This window comes from Streptomyces sp. P17 (assembly GCF_032436805.1).
In the GTDB taxonomy this organism is placed as follows: Bacteria; Actinomycetota; Actinomycetes; order Streptomycetales; family Streptomycetaceae; genus Streptomyces.
This window is the reverse complement of the sequence record NZ_JAVRBF010000512.1, coordinates 1-330: the sequence shown is the minus strand read 5'-3', so window position 1 is coordinate 330 and position 330 is coordinate 1. Positions and strand designations below refer to the sequence as shown.

The window sequence follows — 330 nt, the reverse complement described above, 5'->3', positions numbered from 1 at the left end:
CGGATGCAGTTTCTGCTGGCCCACTTCACGTTCCAGCACGAGCTTGTAAGCTGCGACCGTCACCATAGGCAGACCGGCATTGAACTCCGACAAATGAAGCAACCAGCCAGCATATGGCTTTCCGGTTTCCTTGTTGATCGGCAGTTCGTCGCCTTCAGTTGGGAACATGTCGAAAGGCTTCATCACAGCCTTATGACCATTGAGGTCAGGCAGACCATTGAAGTCTTCTGGTCCAGAGCCAGCAACACGATGGTCGATGAGGCACAGGTTCATTGCCTGTGCAATTGCCCGGAGGAGTGAGGTTTTGCCTACGCCGGGAGAACCCTTGAC

At 54.2% G+C, this 330-nt stretch carries 1 pseudogene; it reads right to left on the bottom strand.

Annotated elements, in window-relative coordinates:
* Positions 1-330 (bottom strand): annotated as a pseudogene (locus RMT89_RS41920) (hypothetical protein); the annotation flags it as partial.